Here is a 17,657-nt window from a genome sequence, read left to right on the forward strand (position 1 = left end):
GGCATCGCCCCGGTGCCGTTGCTTCCACCAGCAATGAAACGACTGAAGAGGACTTTATCATGTCTGCCGAACGTTTGGATGACACCCGCGCGCCAGCGAATTCCCGCGCGCCAGGCGACCCCCGTCCGCCGGCTCACGACGCCGCCCCGGTGATGAACCCGACGCCGGCCCGGCAGGGACGCACGGACAACCGCGTCCGCTACATCCTCGGCATCGGTCTCGTCCTCGTCGTCATCGCCTTCGTGGCGGTCTATTTTGGCACCCCGACACCGACAACGCCGTGATCTGACGGGGCCGGGGCGTCGCGACGCAACGGTTCTGTCAGTCATCACGAGTTGGCTTTAGCCATCAGTATAGTTGGCTTTAGCTATCAGCCTAAAAGAGGAAGGCCCGGCCCCCGGTGTGGGGGTCGGGCCTTTCCTGTTGTCTCCGGCGGCCGCAGCCGCCGGGCGAGGGATGTCGATCGTTCAGAGCCTGCCCATCAAGGCGAGGACGAGAATGATCACCAGGATCACGCCGAGGATGCCCGACGGCGCGTAGCCCCAACCGCGACTGTAGGGCCAGCTGGGGATGGCGCCGATCAGCAGCAATATCAGGATGATGATGAGGATGGTCGAAAGCGTCATGAGTGCCCTCCCGTGCAATGAGCCCCGGCATCTGCCGGTCAGTCACGACGCTTCAACTCGGCCCGCAAGTTTTTGTTCCTCCGAGGTTCTTCACGCTGACGGGAGTGGCAGCGGTCGCCGCTCGCGCGTGAGGGCTCGCGGGGTCGAGTGCCGTGGAACCAACGGGGCGGCTGCCGAATTATCCGACCGGACATTCGGTGACTGGAGGACGGTATGTTCGGGTGGGCGTTGACGTTTCTCGTGGTGGCCCTGATCGCGGCGGTTCTCGGCTTCGGCGGCATCGCCGGGGTCGCGGTGGAGATTGCCAAGATCATCTTCGTCGTGGCGCTGGTTCTGTTCGCGCTGTCGGTGCTGTTCGGCCTGTTCAGGGGACGCCGCCCGACAGTGTGACGCTCCGGCGGCCAGTTGCACGCACGATCGAGGGCTCCGGCATCGCCGGAGCCCTCGTCGTTTTGCGGCACGGCTACGCTAAGGAGCGTCGTGGCCTGCGTCGCCGTCGTGTGCGTCGACGCGACCGAAGACGCGGACGAGATCGTCCACCTGTGCCGGCGTCAGCATGCGCGGGTTGAGGCCACGCAGCAGCAGGTAGAGCTTCGCCGTCTCCTCGAGTTCCTCCATCGCGAAGACGGCCGCCTCGATCGTATCGCCGGCGACCACCGGGCCGTGGTTGGCGAGAAGCACCGCGGCGTGGCGGCCGGCGAGCCCCCGGATTGCGTCGGCGACCGCCGGATCGCCCGGCCTATAGTAGGGCAGCAGCGCCACGCGGCCGCAGCGCATCACCGAATAGGCCGTCAGCGGCGGCAGCACCGCCTGCGGATCGATCTCGGGCAGCAGCGTCACCGCGACGGCGTGGGTCGAGTGAAGGTGCACCACCGCTCCGGCCTTGCGGCGCGTCTCGTAGAGGGCCGCGTGCAGCGGCATCTCCTTCGTCGGCGGATCGCCCGAGACGAGGCGGCCGCTGGCGTCGAGGCGCGTCAGGCGGGCCGGGTCGAGAAAGCCGAGCGACGCGTTCGTCGGCGTCACCAGCAGGCCGCCGTCCTCGAGCCGCAGGCTGATGTTGCCGGACGAGCCCGGTGTGAGCCCGCGCTCGAACAGCGAGCGGGCGAACCGGCACACCGCCTCGCGTGCCTTCGAATCCGTCATCGAACCCCTCCGCCCGGCGTGACAGCGACAGGGTTGCGAGCATAGCTTGTGCTCCGGCCGAAGGGGACCGCCGCAGCATCCGGCGGGGAGCGTCCACCACGGTCGCCGGGAGGGTCCGCGTGCCGCGTTTTTCCGCCAATCTCAGCATGATGTTCACGGAGTGGCCGTTCCTCGATCGCTTCGCCGCGGCGGCGGACGCCGGCTTCGAGGCGGTCGAGTACCTGTTCCCCTACGAGCACCCGCCCGAGGCGATCGCCGCGCGCCTGTCCGATCACCGGTTGACGCAGGCCCTCTTCAACCTGCCGCCGGGCGACTGGGCCGTCGGCGAGCGAGGCCTCGCCGCACTCCCCGATCGCTTCGATGAGGTGAAGGCCGGCGTCCGCACCGCCATCGCCTATGCCCGGGCGACCGGCGTGAAGCGCGTCCACCTGATGGCCGGCAATGCAGATCGCGGCGACCCGGCGGCACTCGCGGCCTACGAGCGCGCCGTCGCCTGGACGGCGGAGACGCTTGGCCCCGAGGGCGTCGCCCTGACGCTGGAGCCGATCAATCCGCGCGACATGCCGGGCTATTTCCTCAACGACTTCGCCTTCACGGAAGACCTGATAGCGCGGCTGGCGCTGCCGAACCTCGAGCTGCAGTTCGACCTCTACCACCGCCAGGTCCTGCACGGCGACGTGGTGATGGCGCTCCGGCGAGCGATGCCGATCATTGGCCATGTCCAGGTCGCGAGCGTGCCGTCGCGCCACGAGCCGACGCACGAGGAGATGAACGACGCCTTCGTCTTCGCCGAGCTCGACCGGCTCGGCTACACCGGCTTCATCGGCTGCGAGTACCGACCGCGCGCCGGCACCGTCGAAGGGCTCGGCTGGTTCGAGCCCTACCGGCCGCGGCGGGGAGGTGTGTCGTGAGCCTCGCCCTCGGCTGCATCGCCGACGACTACACCGGCGCCTCCGACCTCGCCAACACATTGGCGAAGGCCGGGCTCGCCACCGTCCAGACCATCGGCATCCCGGCGGACGACCTCGCCTTGCCGCCGGCCGACGCGGTGGTGGTCTCGCTGAAGATCCGCTCGGTTGCGGCCGAGGAGGCGGTGGCGAAGGCACGCGCGGCTGATGTCTGGCTTCGCAGCCGTGGCGCTGGCCACGTGCTCTACAAGATCTGTTCGACCTTCGATTCCACCGATGCCGGCAACATCGGCCCGGTGGCCGATGCGCTCCGCGCCGACCACGGCGATGCGGTGGTGCTCGTCACCCCCGCCTTCCCGGAGACCGGGCGCACCGTCTACCAGGGCAACCTGTTCGTCGGCCGGCTGCCGCTCGACGAGAGCCCGCTGAAGGACCACCCCCTCAACCCGATGCGCGACGCCGACCTGACGCGAGTGCTCGCCCGGCAATCGCGCGACCCCGTCGGCCTCGTCGACCTCGCGACCGTCGCCCGCGGCGTCGAGGCGGTGCGGGAGCGGCTCGCGGTCCTCGCCGCGGAGGGCGCCGGCACGGCGATTGCCGACGCCGTCTTCGAGCGCGACCTCGAGACGCTCGGCCTCGCGGCGCTGGACGCCCGCGTCTCCGTCGGTGCCTCCGGCCTCGGCCTCGGCCTCGCACGGGCGCTGGTGGCAGTCGGGCGCGGTGGCGGTCCGTCGGTGGCGGCCGGTCAAGGACGGTCCGCCACTGGCGGTGCCGCGCTGTGCCTCGCGGGCAGTTGTTCGCAGGCGACATTGGCGCAGGTCGCCGCCGCCGAGGCCGCGATGCCGGTGCTGCGCCTCGATGTCGGCCAACTCGTTGCCGGCGCAGAGGAAATCGAGCGCGCGATCGCCTGGGCGACGGCGCGGCTCGCCACCGGACCGGTGCTCATCGCGACGAGCGCGGCGCCCGCCGATGTCGCGCGGATACAAGCCGAGCACGGTCGCCAGACTGCCGGTCACCGGATCGAGCAAGCCCTTGCGACGATTGCAGAAACCCTCGTTGCCACCGCGGCCGTCGCCCGTCTGGTCGTGGCGGGTGGCGAAACGTCCGGCGCCGTCGTCGACCGTCTCGCCATCCCCGCCTTCGCCATCGGGCGTGAGATTGCGGCGGGCGTGCCGGTGCTCGCGGCCGTTGGCGGCAGCCACGCCGGCATGGCTCTGGCGCTGAAGTCCGGCAACTTCGGCGGCCGCGATTTCTTCACCGACGCGCTGGCGCTGATGCGCTGAGGCGCAAGGGGAGGGCGCATGTTTGAGCTCACCGATGACCACCGCGCCGTGCAGGCGATGGCGCGTGATTTTGCCAGCGACAAGATAGCACCGCACGCGCTCGACTGGGACGAGCGCCGCCACTTCCCCGTCGACGTCGTCCGCGAGGCGGCGGCGCTCGGCATGGCGGCGATCTATGTGCCTGAACGCTCTGGCGGAACCGGCCTTGGCCGGCTCGAGGCGGCGCTGATCTTCGAGGCGCTGGCGGAAGGCTGCCCGGCGGTGTCGGCCTATCTGTCGATCCACAACATGGTCGCCTGGATGGTCGAGCGCTACGGCAGCGACGAGCAGCGCGCCCGCTTCCTGCCGGCCCTCGTGACGATGGAGCAGCTGTCGAGCTACTGCCTCACCGAGCCCGGCTCCGGCTCCGACGCGGCGGCCCTCAAGACGCGCGCGGTGCGCGACGGCGACGCCTATGTGCTGGATGGAACAAAGCAGTTCATCTCCGGCGCCGGGGCCGGCGATCTCTACCTGGTGATGGCGCGCACCGGCGGCGACGGGCCGTCGGGCATCTCCGCCTTCCTGGTGCCGGGCGACGCGCCGGGCCTCTCCTTCGGCGCCAACGAGCGCAAGATGGGCTGGAACGCCCAGCCGACCCGGGCCGTCATCCTCGAGGGCGCCCGCGTGCCGGTTGAAAATCGCCTTGGCGACGAGGGCCAGGGCTTCCGGATCGCCATGAGCGGGCTCGACGGCGGCCGGCTCAACATCGGCGCCTGCTCGCTCGGTGGCGCGCAGGCCGCGCTCGACAAGGCGCTGTCCTACATGCGCGAGCGCAAGGCCTTCGGGAAGCGGCTCGACGAGTTCCAGGCCCTGCAGTTCCGCCTCGCCGACATGGCGACGGAGCTTGCCGCCGCGCGCCTGCTCCTCTACGCCGCCGCGGCCGCCTTCGACCGTGGCGACGCCGACGTGACGCAGCGCTGCGCCATGGCGAAGCGCTTCGCCACCGATGTCGGCTTCGAGGTGGCGAACCAGGCGCTGCAACTGCACGGCGGCTACGGCTACCTCGCCGAATACGGCGTCGAGAAGCTGGTGCGCGACCTGCGCGTCCATCAGATCCTCGAAGGCACCAACGAAATCATGCGCCTGATCATCGCCCGCGGGCTGGTCGGGCGCGGCTGAACTGCAACGGAGTAGCGCTAAGTGAGCGACCACACCATCGCCTTCATCGGCCTCGGCAACATGGGTGCGCCGATGGCGGCGAACCTGCGCAAGGCCGGCCATTCGGTCCGCGGCTTCGACCTTTCGGTCCACGCAGCCGAGGCCGCGCGTGCCGGCGGCGTCACCGTGGCGGGATCGCTGGAGGAGGCGGTGGCCGGCGCCGATGCCGTCATCACCATGCTGCCGGCGGGCAAGCACGTGCACACGGTCTGGCAGGCCCTCGTCGGCCTCGTGGCGCCGGGCACGCTGCTGATCGACTGTTCCACCATCGACGTCGACAGCGCGCGGGCGGTGCACGCCATTGCCGAAGCCGCCTCCTGCCCGTCCCTCGACGCACCGGTCTCGGGCGGTGTCGGCGGCGCCACGGCGGGTACGCTCACCTTCATGGTCGGCGGGACGACGGAGGCGTACGACCGCGGCGCGCCGCTGCTCGCCCAGATGGGCAAGCGGGTGGTGCCGTGCGGGGAGGCCGGCTCCGGTCAGGCGGCGAAGATCTGCAACAACATGATCCTGGGCGTCTCGATGATCGCCGTCGCCGAGGCTTTCGTGCTCGCCGAAAAGCTCGGCCTGTCGCACCAGGCGCTGTTCGACGTCGCCTCGACCGCCTCCGGCCAGTGCTGGTCGCTGACGAGCTACTGCCCGGTTCCGGGCCCCGTGCCGGCCTCGCCGGCGAACCACGGCTACAAGCCGGGCTTCGCCGCAGCCCTGATGCTGAAGGACCTCCGCCTCGCCCAGGAGGCGGCGCTGTCGTCCGGCGCCACCACGCCGCTCGGCGCGGAAGCCGCCCAGCTCTACGCCCTGTTCGACAACGCCGGCCACGGCGGCCGCGACTTCTCCGCCATCATCGAGATGGTGCGCGGCAAGGACGTCGCGGCATGAGCGCGCCTCGCGTCGCCATCGTCACCGGCGGCACGCACGGCATCGGCCGCGCCACCGTCGAGATGCTCACAGCGCGCGGCGTGCGCGTCGTCTTCAGCGGCCGCGATGCCGCCGCCGGCGTCGAGGTGGAGCGGGCCGTGCCCGGCAGCGTCCACGTCGGCGGCGACATCTGCGACGATGCGGTGGTTGCCCGGCTGGTCGACACCGCCCGAGACCTCGGCGGCGGCGTGATCGCCGGCCTCGTCAACTGCGCCGGCATCGGCGGGCGGCAGGATTTCGCGAAGGCCACGCTCGCCGACTGGGACCGCATCTTCGCGGTCAACGCCCGCGCCGCCTTCGCGGTGACGGCGGCGGCGCACGCGGCGCTGTCGGCGAGTGGACACGGCTCGGTCGTCTTCGTCTCCTCCGTCGCCGGCTATGGCGGCGAGGCGGGGCTCGCGATCTACTGCGCCTCGAAGGCGGCCTTGATCGGCCTCGCCAAGGCGATGGCGCTCGAGATCGGTGACCGGGTCCGCGTCAACGTCGTCTGCCCCGGCCAGGTCGACACGCGCATGATGGCCCGCACCTTGGCCGACCCCGCCAAGAAGGCGGCGCTCGAAGCCCGCATCCCGAACGGCCGGATAGCCAAGCCGGAGGAAGTCGCCGCGGCGATCGTGTGGCTGCTCTCCGACGAGGCGTCCTACGTCAACGGGGTGGTGATCCCGATCGACGGCGGCGAGGTGGCCGGGTTGCGCGACGTGCCGATGTCAGGGGCGGCGGCGGGGCGGTGAGGGGAGGGGGCGGCCGCGCGGCGCGCTCTCCCGCTCGGCCGGCCCGCCATGGACGCGCGAAACGCTCGAACAACCCGCGCGCGCCGACTGAAGGCGCATCGATCTCACATCCCCGTCATGCCACGTTGATGTTCAGACCGGGGCATCCGTCCAACGGACAAGACGCTGGTTCTCGCCCTGAACGGATCTCCCGGTCGATCACTCGGGCAAGCCGGGTGAGTGCGAAGACGGAAGGAGGGGTCATGCGGTTGGCGTGTGGCCGCGTCTCAATCTCCCGCCACCCCCGGCAGCCCCGGCACGTCGGCGATCCACGGCACCGCCGAGCGGCACCAGATCTGGCGACGGGGCACGAGGTCGGCGCGCTGGCGGATGCTGCCCCAGCGAATGCCCCAGAAGGCGGCGGCCTCGCCGTCGCCGGTGGTGAACAGCGGCGAGCCGCACTCCGGGCAGAAGTACTGCATCCGTTTGCGGCCGTTCGCGGCGGTCTTGACGTAGAGCTTCGGCGGCGCGGCGGTGAGGCGGACGTTCTCCGCCTTCGTCTCGACGGTGACGCGGAAGGCCGAGCCGGTGAGGCTCTGACAGTCGGTGCAGTGGCAGATCGAGACGTCCTCCGGATCGATCTCCGCCTTGTAGCGCACGTGTCCGCAATGGCAGCCGCCGTCGATGTGCATGGGGGGTCTCCCGTCTCCGCTCCAATCTTGCCCGAAGCGGCCGGCTGGTGTGACAGGGGGCACGTTTGGCGGGCTGCAGGCTCGGTCAACGTTTCGGCGGCTTCCGGAGTTCGGCAAGAATTGAGCGATACACCTCGTCCAAATCGCCTACCGACGACGGCTGCGTCCATTTCGATCGCCGCTGCTCGTCTGTCAGTAAGTAATAGTAAAAATACGTGATCGCAAAAACTGAGAATCCAACTGTGTAAGCCACAAGAAATGCGGCGAATCCGCGAAGGAATCTAATCGATCTCCACTCCTCTGGATCAAAAAATGATAAAATAAAAAGCCCGACGAGCGCCACGACGACGACAGGAAGCATGCCGGTCAGCACGCGTCTGATGAATCTAAAAAGGAGAATACGACGATGATTCTGATGAGTGCGTGACAGTGCCGAGGGGTGCCGCATCGCCACGTTGTTCTCATGAAGTGCGGTTGAGGTCGTCGGTCAGCACGATATTGCCCTGCCGCGGCGGAATAGCAAAGCAATCCCGACGCGTCGTTGCTGGTTCTGGGGTGCGCCCGACGGTAGGCTTGAGTCGCAGGATCCGGCCCGCGTGCGGGCGCAAACGATGATGGGTACGGGCATGATTCTCCAACACCACGTGGCGATCGTGACGGGGGCGGGGTCCGGGATCGGGCGGGCCGGGGCGCTCGCGATGGCGCGCGAGGGGGCGGCGGTGGTGGTCGCCGACCGCGATGCGGCGGCTGGCGAGGCTGCGGCCGAGGCGATCGTGGATGCCGGCGGGCGGGCGCTGGCGGTGTCGACCGACGTCACTGACGACGCGGCGCTGGAGCGGCTGGTGGCGGCGGCGCTCGACGCCTATGGCCGGCTCGACATCGTCCACAGCCACGCCGGCGTGCAGGTGGAGGGGCCGCTCGAGGCGGTCTCGGGCGACGCCATGGATGCGTCGTGGCGGCTGAATGTCCGCGCCCACTTCATGCTGGCGAAGCTCGCCATGCCGTTGATGCGCGCGGCCGGCCGCGGCTCGATCCTCGTCACGGCGTCGAACTCGGGCGTCTTCTACGACCGCGAGATGGTCGCCTACGCCACCACCAAGCACGCGGTGGTGGCGATGGTGAAGCAGATCGCCATCGACTACGGCCGCTTCGGCGTTAGGGTGAACGCGCTCTGCCCGGGCTGGGTCGACACGCCGTTCAACGACCCGTTCATCCGCCAGATGGGCGGGCGCGCGGCGATCGAGGCCTACATCCGCGAGAAGATCCCGATGGGGCGCTGGGCGTCGGTGGAGGAGATCGCCGAGGCGATCCTCTTCCTCGCCTCCGACCGCTCGTCGTTCATGACCGGCCACGCCCTCGTCATCGACGGCGGCGAGTGCATCGCCTGAGGGCTGGCCGGCTCCGCCGGTATTGCACGGGCAGCTCGCGATTGACAATGATTGTCACAGCCGATACTGACTTCAACTGCGGGTTTATTTTGCGGACATGCGGATGTTTGCTTAAGTGATGTCCCCGATCTGTAGATAGTTGAACTTCGCAACGACATTCCTTCCGAACTGGCAGCGCGACACGGCTGCCGGATGTTTCGGGAGGAATGCCGAATGCGCCGAATTTTCCTGGCTGCTGCCATGTGCGCGGCAGTGGGGGGTGTCGCTAACGCCGACCCCGACGTGCGGACGCTCGCCAACAGCTGCGCCATCTGCCACGGCACCGACGGCAAGCCGCCGCGGGACGGGCTCGACCGCCTCGCCGGCATGCGGGCTTCTGAATTCATCGACGAGATGCGCGAAATGCAGGACGACCCGACCGAGGGGCGCCTGATGTCGGTGATCGCGCGCGGCTATTCCGACGCGGAAATCCGCGCGATGGCCGCCTATTTCGCCAAGCTGCCCTGAGCCGGCCGGAGGACGCCAGATGACCGACATCACACGCCGCGGTTTCGCGGGTCTCGTCGGCGGCGCAGCCGCCCTTTCCCTGTTCGGCACGCCGATCGCGAGCGCCGCCCACAGGCCGAGGGTCGTCGTCATCGGTGGCGGCTTTGCCGGCGCCACCTTCGCCAAATATCTCCGGCGCGCCATGCCGGCCGTGCGGATCACGCTGGTCGAGCCGAAGTCGTCCTACATTTCCTGCGTCTATTCCAACGAGGTGGTGGTCGGCCTTTCCAGCCTGAAGCCGCTGACGGTGACCTACGAGGCGCTGGCCGAAGCCTACCGGTTCCGCCATCTGAAGCGGCGCGCGGTCGAGATCGACCCGGTGGCGCGTCGCGTCCGCCTCGCCTCGGGAGACAGCCTTCGCTACGACAAGCTGATTGTCGCCCCCGGCATGGCCTATCGCTACGACGCGGTTCCCGGCTGGAACAAGGCGACCGCGGCGGATCTGCCGGCCGCCTGGCACGCCGGTCCGGAGACGACGAAGCTCGCCGCCAGGCTCAAGGCGATGCCGGCCGGCGGCACGGCGATCATCACGGTGCCACCGGCGCCCTACCGCTGCCCGCCCGCGCCCTACGAACGGGCGAGCCTGTTCGCCTGGTACCTGAAGCGCAACAACCCGACGGCGAAGGTGCTCATCCTCGACGCCAACGAGACCTTTCCCAAACAGGCCCTCTTCGAGGAAGGCTGGAACAGGCTGTTTCCCGGGATGGTGACGCGCCTCGCCGCCTCGCAGGGCGGGGCGGTGCAGTCGGTCGACGCCGGTGCCATGCGGGTTCAGGCCGTCGCGGGCGCCTTTGATGGCGGCGTGATCAACATCATCCCGCCCCAGAGGGCGGGTGCGCTCGCCGACGCCACGGGGCTGACGGACGGCACCGGCTGGTGTCCGGTCGACCTGCGCACGTTCGCCTCGACGCTGGTCGACGACGTCCATGTGCTCGGCGACGCGGCAGCGAGCGGACTGCCGAAATCGGCGACGTCGGCGAACGCGGGTGCGAAGGTCGCGGCGCTCGCGTTCGCCGAGACGTTCGCCGGGCGGCCGGTCACCGATCCGCTGTTCATCAACACCTGCTACAGCCGGCTCGCGCCCGACTACGCGATCGGCATCGCGAGCGTCTTCGAGGTCGATCCGAAGACCGATGCGATCGTCGTCCGCCACACCGGCACCGGCACGAGCCCGCTCGGCGCCTCCCTCGGCTACCGCAAGGAGGAGGCCGAGGACGCCGACAAGTGGTTCCGCGCCCTGATGGCCGACACCTTCACCTGAGGTAACACGGGGCCGGTGTCTGCGCCTGTGGCGAGGGGGGCCAGAGCGTTCGACGCTGCACCGAGTCCTTCTCCCAGCGCGCTGGGAGAAGGTGCCCGAAGGGCGGATGACGGGCTGCGTCGCGGCAGCGACGCGGAAGTGGCCTCAGAACCGCCGCGTGAACAGCCCGCGCCGGACGTACACGTCCGCCGCCTCCTCGACGAGCGCCGCGACCCGGTCGGCGGCGTAGTCGCGGCGGAGCTTGGCGGCGGCGTCCAGTAGCGGCTCGGGGCCGGTGGCGCGGCCGGGGCGCAGCAGCTCGTAGACGGCCATCAGCTCGTCCTCCGGCACGCGGGCGAGCTCGGCGGCGCGCTCGAAGTTCTCCGCCAGCCGGTCGCGGCCTACGCGCCGGGCGATGTCGGCCTGCAGGCGCAGCGCCTCCGGCGTGATGGCGATGTCCTCGCGAGCGATCTTGCCCGCCACCACCGCCTCTACGGTCAGCGCATCGAGGCCGAGGCCGTTCGCCGTGCGGACGAGGTCGGGGCGCTTGTCGGCGATCGGGTAGGGAAGGTCGTCGTCGGCGCCCGGGGCACCCGCCGGGGTGCCCGGCCCGTTGCTTGCCATGCCGCCGGGGGGAGCCATTGTCGCGCTCACGCCGCCTGCTCCTTCAGGTATTCGATCGACAGTTCCACCGGGTCGGCGCCGGGCTCGATCAGGCCGGTCTCCACCGCGTAGACCAGCGCCACGGGGACGTGGAAGCGGGCGCCCAGCGCCTCGCCGCGGAACGGCACCAGCACCGGCTCCGGCTTCTCGCCGCGGGCGTGGCAGGCTGCGTTGCGGCCGATGGCGCGGTAGTGGGCGAGGGTGGCGAGCGGCGCGTTCGAGAAGATCTCGAGGTTCATGTGCGGCAACCGGTCGGCGCGGTGCAGCACCAGCGTGCCCTTCGACTGCACGCCGATGCCGATGCCCGAGCCTGAGAGCTTCGCCGCCGTCAGCCCGAGGAAGGAGGTGTCGGCGGTGTGGCGGCAGCGCACGACGCGGGCGACGCCGCCGCCCTCCGCAACGCCGTCGATCAGGGCTGCGATCAGCGCCGACAGCTTGTGGCCGGCGGTGGTGACGTGCAGCTTCAGCCCGAAGGCGGGGCTGACGCCGATCACCACCTCGTTCGCCGGGCCGCCCTGCCGCGCCGGGCCGCGCTCGGCGAGGCGCCAGGCGGCGGCCTCCTCGGGGGCGTGCACCGCCTGGGCGGCGAGCACCTCGCGCTCGTCGAGCTGGCCGCGGATGTCCTTCACCGCCGCCCAGCGCGCCTCGCTCATGCGGTAGCCGGTGCCGGGGCCCATGTAGTCGTTCGGGTCGTTGACGGCCGACAGCACGTGGCCGTCGCGGATGACGGCGGAGGTCTGCAGGTAGTCGCCGGCGACGCGCTGGCGCAGCATGAACAGGATGTTTTCCGCCTCCTCCGAAAAGCCGCGCTTCGACAGCGCCGCGACGACGTCGAGGGCGGTCAGGCCACGGGCGCGGATCGCCTCGGAGATGCGGGTGGCGTCGCCGGCGGTGTAGCTCTCGGTATCGTCGGAGCCGGAGGCGACGATGACGGACGACAGCATGGCCCGGGTGGGCGTCCCCAGCCCGAGCTCGTCCAGCACGGCGGCGAGCGCCTCGACGGCGCGGCGGCGGACGTCGAGCACCTTGTCCTCGCCGGCCGGCACCAGGCCCCCGTCGGCCTCGAAGTCGCGCTGCAGGACAAGGAAGTCCTCCATCTCCTCGCCGTTGAACAGCGAGGCGTTGAAGGAGTTGTCGTATTTGCGGATCGATCCGAGGCCGGAGCAGACGAGGTCGGAGCCGGCGAGCAGGTAGGGGGCGATCTTGGCGCCGACGCGGATCTCCGATTCGGTCGGCCTGGCGTCGTTGCCGGAGGCGCATTCGAGGCCGAGCCAGACGGCGACGAGGTTCTCCGCCATCATCTCGTACATGCCACCGGGCACGGAGGCGGCGATCGGGGCGCCGTCGATGCCGCCGTTCTGCGTGCCCTGCACGCCCATGCCACGCTGCAGGCAGAGGCAGCGGGCCTCGAGATAGAGCATCGACTTCTTCTCGTGGACGCCCATCAAAAGCTCGGCGCCGGCGCCGGAGGTGCAGCGCGCCTTGATGCCCCGCGAGGCATAGGCGGCCGTGAGGAAAGCCTTCGACCACGGCGTGTCGTCGCCGTCGATGAAGGTGCGCTCGGTGCCGTAGACCGACACCGTCTCGGCATAGGAGGAGAGGCCGGCAAGCCCGATGCGGAGCTCCTCCGCCTCCTCGATCGAGCACTGGAAGAGCACGCCCGGCCGGCCGACGGCGCCGCCGACGAGGCAGGCGAGGGCGTTCGACCAGGAGTTCTCGGCCACCCGCATCGTCGTCTCGATCTCGTCGAAGCCGAAGGCCACTGCCGTGGCGGCATCGGCGGCGAGCTGCAGCGGGTCGTCCTTGGCGTTCGTCACGTGCGCCTGGTTTCCCGGCGTCTTGCGCTGGCGCATCTTCGAATAGGCAAACGCCACCTCGATCGCCGACAGGTGGGCGACCACCTCGGCGAGCTTCGCCGGCGTCATGCCGCGGGCGAGGCGCTCGACCTCGGCGCGCGGCACGTTGATGTCGACCAGCATGCGGGCGACCTCACGCGAATCCATCGCCATCGCTTCTTCCACCACCGAGAGGTCGAGGTGGTGGGCGGCGATGAAGGCGTCGATCATGTCGAAGTCTTCGGCCCTGACCCCGTCCATGACGGCGAGGCGGCCATTCTCGACGACCACCGAGGGCTTCGGGTCATAGGGGCTGCCGTGGGCGCAGAAGCCGGCCTCGGGGTTCTCGCGGGCGAACTTGTCGAGGCGCAGCGGCCGCGCGTCCCAGTCCTCGAAGCGGCGCCAGCGGTTGGCGCCGGGTGTGGCGGCGCCGGAGCTTGCCCTGTCCATGGTCTCTCTCCCGGGCACCGGCGGCGGTGCCCCCGTGTTGTCTCTCAGGCGGCCAGCCGGGGCCGCGCCACCTCGACCAGCACCCGCGCCCGGTCGACGGCGCGGGCGAGCGGCCCCTCCGGCGCGACGTCGGTGACGAGCGTGCCGATGTCCGTCCAGCGGCCGTAGACCGCCAGGGCCGGGCGGTTGAACTTGGTGTGGTCGGCGACGATCATCGTGTGGGCGGCGCGCTTCATGAAGGCGCGGTAGACGGCCGCCGCCATCGCGTCCGCGTCGTTGGCGCCGTCGGTGGTGAGGCCGGAGGCGCCGAGGATCGCCCGGTTGGCGTGGAAGCCCTGCACGAAGTCGATGCACTCCGGCCCGAACACCGAGCCTTCGAGGCCGTTGTAGCGGCCCGGGCACATGATGACGGTGATCGTCGGGTTGGCGGCGAGCACGGTGGCGACGCCGTAGGAATGGGTGATGATCGTCAGGTCGTGGCACTCGGCCGCGATGCGGCGGGCGACGTGCAGCGTCGTGGCGCCGCCGCCGATGGCGACCACCTCGCCGGGGCGCACGAGGGCGGCGGCGGCCACCGCAATCGCCTCGCGCTCGGCGACCATCAGGGTGTGGCGCTCGCTGACGGCCGGCTCGGTGGCGAAGGGGCGGACGGCGCCGCCATAGGTGCGCGAGATCAGGCCGCGGCCCTCGAGCTCGTCGAGGTCGCGCCGGATGGTCTCGGTGGAGACGCCGAGCTCGGCCGCCAGCTCGGAAACGCGCAAGGGATGGCCGACGCGCAGCTCGGCGACGATGCGGTCGTGACGTTCGCTCTTGGCGAGCCGGGGCTTGTCCAGCATCGCTCCTCCCGCAGGCGGCCCGAAGGCGGCCCGTGCGCTGCCCCCACGTCCTGCCGTGTGGCAAGTTAAACAGGCGCTGTGGTAGGGTCAACAGCGCGCGCGGGCTCAGCCGCGGCCGGGTAGGAGAGGCCGATGACGGGGTGGAAGAGCGCGTTCCGGTCGTTCTACTACGAGGGCGCGCCGGTGCCCGAGGACCCGGTGCTGTTGGCCGGCAAGACGGCGCTCCTCGTCATCGACGTGCAGAACACCTACCTCGACCGGCCCGATCCGGCGACGCTGTCGGGGGCAGACCTTGCCCGCTATCACGCCTGGACGCCGTTCCACGAGCGCATGCACGGAACGGTGATCCCGACCATCGCCCGGCTGGCGGACGCCTTCCGGGCGCGCGGGCTCGACGTTCTCTACGCCCGCATCGCCTGCCTCCTGCCGGACGGCCGCGACCGCTCGCTCAGCCAGAAGAAGCCGGGCTGGAACAACCTGCTTTTGCCGAAGGACGAGGCGGCCTCGCAGATCGTCCCGGCGATCGGCCCGGTGGGCCATGAGATCGTCGTGACGAAGACAACGGACAGCGCCCTGACGGGGACGAACCTGCGCCTCGTGCTGGCGAACCTCGGCATCACCCACGTCGTCTGCGTCGGCATCTTCACCGACCAGTGCGTGTCCTCGACGGTGCGCTCGCTCGCGGATGAAAGCTTCGACGTCATCGTCGTCGAGGACGCCTGCGCGGCCGGCACCGACGACCTGCACCGCCGCGAGCTCGAGATCCTCAACATGATCTACTGCAGCGTGATGAGCGCCGAGGAACTCGAGGGCTACCTGCCGGCGGTGTAAGGGCGGACGGCCGAGGGGGGGAGTGGGCGGAGGCCCCCCTCACCGCAGTCATTCCCGGCCTTGTGCCGGGAACCCAAGCAACGGCCCAGTGAACTCCCCCTTCCGACGATGCTCCAACCCGCGGCGGCGTCGCATGGGTTCCCGGCACAAGGCCGGGAATGACCCCGAGTATGGGGTGACGTGCCTGCCTCGGACCCCTCAATTCATGTTCGGCTGCGGGGCGAGCGGGTTGGACGGCGCGGGCGGCGTCGGCGCGGGGGCTCCGAGTTGCGGTGCCGGCGCGCCGAGGTCAGGCGCCGGAGCGCCAAGGGAAGGCGCCGCTGCACCCGGAAGGCCTGCCCCGGGAAGCCCCGCACCCGGCGCCAGCGGGTTCGCGGGGGCCGGCATTCCACCCGGCGCCGGCGCACCGCCCGGAGACGGGCCGCCGAGGCCGGGGATGCCAGCCGGGCCGCCGAGGCCGGGCACACCCGGGCCGCCGCCGGGCGTGCCGAAACCACCCGGGAAGCCGAGGCCGGCCGGGCCCTGCATCTGGATCGTCGCCGGATCGACCTCTGGAGCGTCGCCCTTGTAGTGCATCACCATGCCCGGGAACATGATGGTGAGCGCCACCATGATGATCTGGATGCAGACGAACGGCACGGCGCCCCAGTAGATCTGCGCCGTCGTCACCGGCGCCATCTCCTTCTTCGTCACCTTGTCGATGTAGGGTCTGAGCGGTGCCACCGATCGCAGGAAGAACAGCGCGAAGCCGAACGGCGGGTGCATGAAGCTCGTCTGCATGTTGATGCCGAGCAGGATGCCGAACCAGACGAGGTCGATGCCGAGCGCCTCCGCCGCGGGTACCAGCAGCGGGACGATGATGAAGGCGAGCTCGAAGAAGTCGAGGAAGAAGGCGAGCAGGAAGACGAGGATGTTGACGACGATGAGGAAGCCGATCTGGCCGCCCGGCAGGCCGGTGAGCAGTTCCTCCACCCAGACGTGGCCGTTGACGCCATAGAAGGTCAGGCTGAAGACGCGGGCGCCGATGAGGATGAAGAGGACGAAGGCCGACAGCCGCGCCGTCGAATCGACCGCCTGGCGGATCAGGTCGAACTTCAGCCGCCCCTTGGCGAAGGCGAGGATGAGCGCGCCGGTGGCGCCCATCGCGCCGCCTTCGGTGGGCGTGGCGATGCCGACGAAGATGGTGCCGAGCACGAGGAAGATCAGCGCCAGCGGCGGCACCAGCACGATGATGACCTTGGTGGCCATCTCCGACAGCAGGCCGAGCTTCAGCCAGGTGTTGATGACGGCGACGAGATAGAGGACGGCGATCACTGCCGAGGTGCCCCAGATCGCGGCATTGTCGCGGGGCATGTCGGGATAGAGGATGCGCAACTCGGCGACCGCCGCGCCGGTGAGGATGACGACGAGGCCGAAGACCATCAGCGTGTTGAAGCGCGGCGCATCGCCGAGCCCGTTGATACCGAGCCGCGAAACGGCGTAGGCCGCCGCGGCGATGCCGACGATGCCGCCGACCACCCAGCGGACGAGGTCGGCCGGCGGCTCGGAGAGAAGTCCCAGCCAGACGGCGCCGTCCGCCACCATGCCCGAGAGGCCGGCGCCCACGGCGGCCGCGACGATGAACAGCAGGACCGCCGACAGAATGCCCTGACGCGGTATCAGGCGCGGGTCCTCGCGGATGGTGCGCGCCGCCTCTGGCAGCGCCGGTGCGGCGCCCGGGAAGAAGATCGTCATCAGCACGACGTATCCGACATAGAGGCCGGTCAGCACCATCGCGGGGATGATCGCGCCGGCATACATGTCGCCGACCGACCGGCCGATCTGGTCGGCGAGCACGATGAGGACGAGGCTCGGCGGGATGATCTGGGCGAGCGTGCCGGAGGCGGCGATGACGCCGGAGGCGAGCTTACGGTCGTAGCCGTAGCGCAGCATGATCGGCAGCGAGATCAGGCCCATCGAAATGACGGAGGCCGCGACGACGCCGGTGGTCGCGGCGAGCAGCGCGCCGACGAAGATCACCGCATAGGCGAGGCCGCCACGGATCGAGCCGAACAGCTGGCCGATGGTGTCGAGCAGATCCTCCGCCATCCCCGATCGTTCGAGGATCAATCCCATGAAGGTGAAGAAGGGGATCGCCAGCAGCGTGTCGTTGTTCATCGTCCCGAAGACGCGTTCGGGCAGCGCCTGCAGGAAGTTGTTCTGGAAGAGGCCGAGCTCGATGCCGATGATGGCGAAGATCAGGCCGTTGGCGGCGAGCAGGAAGGCGACCGGGTAGCCGAGCAGCAGAATGACCACGAGGCTCGCGAACATGATCGGAGCCATGTTGTGGATCAGGAATTCCACCATGGGGGAGGCCTCGAGGGAAACGGCGTGAAGGTGCGGGGCGGGAGG

General features: G+C 70.0%; 19 protein-coding genes. 11 read left to right on the forward strand and 8 right to left on the reverse strand.

The features are described 5' to 3' along the window. The first annotated feature begins 152 nt into the window (after positions 1-152). A complete protein-coding gene (locus tag RUR49_RS24595) occupies positions 153-284 on the forward strand; it encodes a hypothetical protein (protein WP_409149134.1) in 132 nt (43 codons plus the stop codon). A gap of 183 nt (positions 285-467) precedes the next feature. Here the strand turns inward: RUR49_RS24595 and RUR49_RS24600 are convergent, their stop codons facing one another. After that, positions 468-626 carry a DUF3309 domain-containing protein gene (locus RUR49_RS24600; protein WP_409149136.1) on the reverse strand — a complete coding sequence of 53 codons (159 nt, stop codon included), beginning with the start codon at positions 624-626 and terminating at the stop codon, positions 468-470. Between the two features lie 213 nt (positions 627-839). On the opposite strand from RUR49_RS24600, the gene RUR49_RS24605 reads away from it, so the two are divergent. Next, positions 840-1,016, forward strand: a complete 177-nt coding sequence (locus tag RUR49_RS24605) for a DUF1328 domain-containing protein (RefSeq protein ID WP_409149138.1) — start codon at positions 840-842, stop codon at positions 1,014-1,016. A 78-nt stretch (positions 1,017-1,094) separates the two neighbouring features. On the opposite strand, the gene RUR49_RS24610 is transcribed toward RUR49_RS24605, so the two are convergent. After that, positions 1,095-1,769 (reverse strand): aldolase, encoded by a 675-nt coding sequence (locus RUR49_RS24610; RefSeq protein WP_409149140.1) that lies wholly within the window; start codon positions 1,767-1,769, stop codon positions 1,095-1,097. Positions 1,770-1,888: 119 nt separating this feature from the next. Between RUR49_RS24610 and otnI the strand changes: the two genes are divergently transcribed. Genes otnI through RUR49_RS24635 form a run of 5 tightly spaced genes read left to right on the forward strand, consistent with a single transcriptional unit; the run spans position 1,889 to position 6,806 of the window. Beyond that, a complete protein-coding gene (gene otnI / locus RUR49_RS24615) occupies positions 1,889-2,680 on the forward strand; it encodes a 2-oxo-tetronate isomerase (RefSeq protein WP_409149142.1) in 792 nt (263 codons plus the stop codon). Beyond that, a complete protein-coding gene (otnK, locus tag RUR49_RS24620) occupies positions 2,677-3,960 on the forward strand; it encodes a 3-oxo-tetronate kinase (protein ID WP_409149144.1) in 1,284 nt (427 codons plus the stop codon). Before otnI ends, otnK begins: the two co-directional genes overlap by 4 nt. Positions 3,961-3,978: 18 nt before the next feature. Continuing rightward, positions 3,979-5,118 (forward strand): acyl-CoA dehydrogenase family protein, encoded by a 1,140-nt coding sequence (locus RUR49_RS24625; RefSeq protein WP_409149146.1) that lies wholly within the window; start codon positions 3,979-3,981, stop codon positions 5,116-5,118. 21 nt (positions 5,119-5,139) lie between these two features. Continuing rightward, positions 5,140-6,036: a 3-hydroxyisobutyrate dehydrogenase gene (gene mmsB, locus RUR49_RS24630; RefSeq protein WP_409149148.1), complete on the forward strand. Its 897-nt coding sequence runs from the start codon at positions 5,140-5,142 to the stop codon at positions 6,034-6,036. Continuing rightward, complete coding sequence (locus tag RUR49_RS24635) at positions 6,033-6,806, forward strand: SDR family NAD(P)-dependent oxidoreductase (protein ID WP_409149150.1); 774 nt, start codon at positions 6,033-6,035, stop codon at positions 6,804-6,806. The genes mmsB and RUR49_RS24635 overlap by 4 nt, the downstream gene beginning before the upstream one ends. Positions 6,807-7,072: 266 nt before the next feature. Here RUR49_RS24635 and RUR49_RS24640 read toward each other — a convergent pair whose 3' ends face one another. Together RUR49_RS24640 and RUR49_RS24645 are read right to left on the reverse strand one after the other, a co-directional pair. After that, positions 7,073-7,477: a GFA family protein gene (locus tag RUR49_RS24640; protein WP_409149152.1), complete on the reverse strand. Its 405-nt coding sequence runs from the start codon at positions 7,475-7,477 to the stop codon at positions 7,073-7,075. 85 nt (positions 7,478-7,562) lie between these two features. Further along, positions 7,563-7,931: a hypothetical protein gene (locus tag RUR49_RS24645; protein ID WP_409149153.1), complete on the reverse strand. Its 369-nt coding sequence runs from the start codon at positions 7,929-7,931 to the stop codon at positions 7,563-7,565. Positions 7,932-8,103: 172 nt separating this feature from the next. Between RUR49_RS24645 and RUR49_RS24650 the strand changes: the two genes are divergently transcribed. The 3 genes from RUR49_RS24650 to RUR49_RS24660 all read left to right on the forward strand — a co-directional run bounded on the left by RUR49_RS24650 (position 8,104) and on the right by RUR49_RS24660 (position 10,672). Continuing rightward, positions 8,104-8,865: an SDR family NAD(P)-dependent oxidoreductase gene (locus RUR49_RS24650; RefSeq protein WP_409149154.1), complete on the forward strand. Its 762-nt coding sequence runs from the start codon at positions 8,104-8,106 to the stop codon at positions 8,863-8,865. Positions 8,866-9,078: 213 nt separating this feature from the next. Continuing rightward, the gene (locus tag RUR49_RS24655) at positions 9,079-9,372 is read left to right on the forward strand and encodes a c-type cytochrome (RefSeq protein ID WP_409149156.1); all 294 of its coding nucleotides are present in this window, start codon (positions 9,079-9,081) and stop codon (positions 9,370-9,372) included. A 19-nt stretch (positions 9,373-9,391) separates the two neighbouring features. Continuing rightward, positions 9,392-10,672 (forward strand): FCSD flavin-binding domain-containing protein, encoded by a 1,281-nt coding sequence (locus RUR49_RS24660; protein WP_409149158.1) that lies wholly within the window; start codon positions 9,392-9,394, stop codon positions 10,670-10,672. Positions 10,673-10,816: 144 nt separating this feature from the next. Here the strand turns inward: RUR49_RS24660 and RUR49_RS24665 are convergent, their stop codons facing one another. From RUR49_RS24665 to RUR49_RS24675, 3 genes are read right to left on the reverse strand one after another with little or no spacing between them, the layout of a single operon-like run. Beyond that, complete coding sequence (locus tag RUR49_RS24665) at positions 10,817-11,305, reverse strand: diol dehydratase small subunit (RefSeq protein WP_409149159.1); 489 nt, start codon at positions 11,303-11,305, stop codon at positions 10,817-10,819. Next, the gene (locus RUR49_RS24670) at positions 11,302-13,599 is read right to left on the reverse strand and encodes a propanediol/glycerol family dehydratase large subunit (protein ID WP_409149161.1); all 2,298 of its coding nucleotides are present in this window, start codon (positions 13,597-13,599) and stop codon (positions 11,302-11,304) included. The genes RUR49_RS24665 and RUR49_RS24670 overlap by 4 nt, the downstream gene beginning before the upstream one ends. A gap of 44 nt (positions 13,600-13,643) precedes the next feature. After that, positions 13,644-14,435: a DeoR/GlpR family DNA-binding transcription regulator gene (locus RUR49_RS24675; RefSeq protein ID WP_409149163.1), complete on the reverse strand. Its 792-nt coding sequence runs from the start codon at positions 14,433-14,435 to the stop codon at positions 13,644-13,646. 132 nt (positions 14,436-14,567) lie between these two features. Here RUR49_RS24675 and RUR49_RS24680 point away from each other — a divergent pair, with 132 nt between their 5' ends. Continuing rightward, a complete protein-coding gene (locus RUR49_RS24680; RefSeq protein ID WP_409149165.1) occupies positions 14,568-15,266 on the forward strand; it encodes a cysteine hydrolase family protein in 699 nt (232 codons plus the stop codon). Between the two features lie 198 nt (positions 15,267-15,464). Here the strand turns inward: RUR49_RS24680 and RUR49_RS24685 are convergent, their stop codons facing one another. Then, complete coding sequence (locus RUR49_RS24685) at positions 15,465-17,612, reverse strand: TRAP transporter large permease subunit (RefSeq protein ID WP_409149167.1); 2,148 nt, start codon at positions 17,610-17,612, stop codon at positions 15,465-15,467. Positions 17,613-17,657: the final 45 nt, after the last annotated feature.

The organism is Pseudoxanthobacter sp. M-2 (assembly GCF_046156265.1).
Lineage (GTDB): Bacteria > Pseudomonadota > Alphaproteobacteria > Rhizobiales > Segnochrobactraceae > CAMDHY01.

What these genes read in the sequence shown, in the direction of transcription:
- RUR49_RS24595 (WP_409149134.1), top strand. Translation starts at nt 153, where the DNA reads ATGAACCCGACGCCGGCCCGGCAGGGACGCACGGACAACCGCGTCCGC.
- RUR49_RS24600 (WP_409149136.1), bottom strand. Translation starts at nt 626, where the DNA reads ATGACGCTTTCGACCATCCTCATCATCATCCTGATATTGCTGCTGATC.
- RUR49_RS24605 (WP_409149138.1), top strand. Translation starts at nt 840, where the DNA reads ATGTTCGGGTGGGCGTTGACGTTTCTCGTGGTGGCCCTGATCGCGGCG.
- RUR49_RS24610 (WP_409149140.1), bottom strand. Translation starts at nt 1,769, where the DNA reads ATGACGGATTCGAAGGCACGCGAGGCGGTGTGCCGGTTCGCCCGCTCG.
- RUR49_RS24625 (WP_409149146.1), top strand. Translation starts at nt 3,979, where the DNA reads ATGTTTGAGCTCACCGATGACCACCGCGCCGTGCAGGCGATGGCGCGT.
- RUR49_RS24635 (WP_409149150.1), top strand. Translation starts at nt 6,033, where the DNA reads ATGAGCGCGCCTCGCGTCGCCATCGTCACCGGCGGCACGCACGGCATC.
- RUR49_RS24640 (WP_409149152.1), bottom strand. Translation starts at nt 7,477, where the DNA reads ATGCACATCGACGGCGGCTGCCATTGCGGACACGTGCGCTACAAGGCG.
- RUR49_RS24650 (WP_409149154.1), top strand. Translation starts at nt 8,104, where the DNA reads ATGATTCTCCAACACCACGTGGCGATCGTGACGGGGGCGGGGTCCGGG.
- RUR49_RS24655 (WP_409149156.1), top strand. Translation starts at nt 9,079, where the DNA reads ATGCGCCGAATTTTCCTGGCTGCTGCCATGTGCGCGGCAGTGGGGGGT.
- RUR49_RS24660 (WP_409149158.1), top strand. Translation starts at nt 9,392, where the DNA reads ATGACCGACATCACACGCCGCGGTTTCGCGGGTCTCGTCGGCGGCGCA.
- RUR49_RS24670 (WP_409149161.1), bottom strand. Translation starts at nt 13,599, where the DNA reads ATGGACAGGGCAAGCTCCGGCGCCGCCACACCCGGCGCCAACCGCTGG.
- RUR49_RS24675 (WP_409149163.1), bottom strand. Translation starts at nt 14,435, where the DNA reads ATGCTGGACAAGCCCCGGCTCGCCAAGAGCGAACGTCACGACCGCATC.
- RUR49_RS24680 (WP_409149165.1), top strand. Translation starts at nt 14,568, where the DNA reads ATGACGGGGTGGAAGAGCGCGTTCCGGTCGTTCTACTACGAGGGCGCG.
- RUR49_RS24685 (WP_409149167.1), bottom strand. Translation starts at nt 17,612, where the DNA reads ATGGTGGAATTCCTGATCCACAACATGGCTCCGATCATGTTCGCGAGC.